Raw genomic sequence first — 1,449 nt, 5'->3', positions numbered from 1 at the left:
TGAACTGACCCCGTAAAGTTGGACGGTTGGATCTAGTGAAGTGCTAAGGGCTGGGTTCTGTATTGGACAGGACTCAGCCCTTTTAGCTTCATCTTGATGCGGTCGTGATTATAGTAATGGATATACTTTTTGAGGCCGGCTTGCAGCTCGTCGACGCTGCTGAATTTGTTCAAGTAGAAGAACTCGGTCTTCAGCACAGCGAAGAAGCTTTCCATTGCGGCGTTGTCCAGGCAGTTGCCCTTGCGTGACATGCTCTGCACAACGCTCTTTTCCCTCAAGGCTCGCTGGTAAGCCGGCATCCGATATTGCCATCCCTGGTCAGAATGCAGGATGGGACGTTCGCCTGGTCTGAGCTTGTTTAGGGCTTTTTTGAGCATGAAGCCGACCAAAGAAAACTCTGGCCGTTTTGAGGTCTCGAAGGCGACGATTTCGCCGTTATACAAATCCATGACCGGGGACAGGTAGAGTTTTTTGCCCGCGACGTTGAACTCTGTGACGTCGGTTACCCATTTCTGATTGACCTCTGTCGCGTCGAAACGCCGCTGCAGAACATGTGGTGCAGCCTGTCCCACTTCTCCCTTGTACGATCGGTACTTCTTGGGTCGAACCAACGACTTCAGGCCGAGCTTGCCCATCAGGCTTTGCACCGTCTTGTGGTTGACCTTCGTGCCGAACTGACGAATGGCTGCCGTCACGCGCCGGTAACCATACCGACCTTTGTGACGAGTGAAGAGCGTACTGATCTGTTTTTTCAAGGCCTCATGTTTGTCGCCCGCCTGAGCTGCTTTCTGTTGATAGTAGAAAGTGCTGCGCGCCAGGCCAGCCAATTTCAGTAGGCCCGCAAGAGGGAAGTGTCGCCTCAGTTCAATGACTACTTGCGCTTTTTGCGTGTTGTCGTTCGCTGCTGTTGCTGCGATTGAACCAAGGCTCGTAACTTTTTTAGATAGGCCACCTCCATGCGCAACTGGTTCACCTCGGCGACCAGCTCTTCATGAGAACGGCCAGCTGCATCGGGTAGCGATTCGGTTTTTTTATCGAGCGGGACAATCATTTTCTTGGGACGGCCGCGCTTGCGCGGAGCCAAAGCTTCTAAACCGCCCTCATCATAACAGCGCTCCCACCGCCCAATGCACCCTGGATTGCGGATGTTGAACAGCGCAGCAGCCTGTCCGTATGAAAGCTCTTCGGTGCGCATGCGTTGGACCACTGCGAGCCGGAAACCTGCGTCGTAATGACTGAACTTCTTCTTCAGCCCGTCGACTCCGTGAGCACGGTATAGCTTGACCCATTCAGCTACCCTGGCAGGCGCAACGTTGCGCAACGCCGCCACACGCTTATGGCCCGCAGTTCCCGACAGATACTCCTGAACCACTTCGAGCTTGAAACGCTCGTCGTACTTCGTCATGAAAAACCCCCAAAAGTTGTGTCCAACTTTTGGGGGTCAGTTCA

Annotated in this window: 1 protein-coding gene; it reads right to left on the bottom strand. The window is 53.8% G+C overall.

Annotated features, from left to right (window positions below):
* Positions 1-32: 32 nt before the first annotated feature.
* Positions 33-1,405 (bottom strand): IS3 family transposase gene (locus ACWCIA_RS22855; protein WP_454166782.1). Its coding sequence is split into 2 segments (ribosomal slippage): positions 33-931 and positions 931-1,405, totalling 1,374 coding nucleotides; the frame shifts between segments, so codons are not numbered across the junction.
* Between the last annotated feature and the right edge of the window lie 44 nt (positions 1,406-1,449).

Source organism: Massilia sp. SYSU DXS3249 (assembly GCF_053668055.1).
The sequence above is the reverse complement of the archived record's forward strand: the minus strand, read 5'-3'. Positions and strand labels throughout refer to the sequence as shown.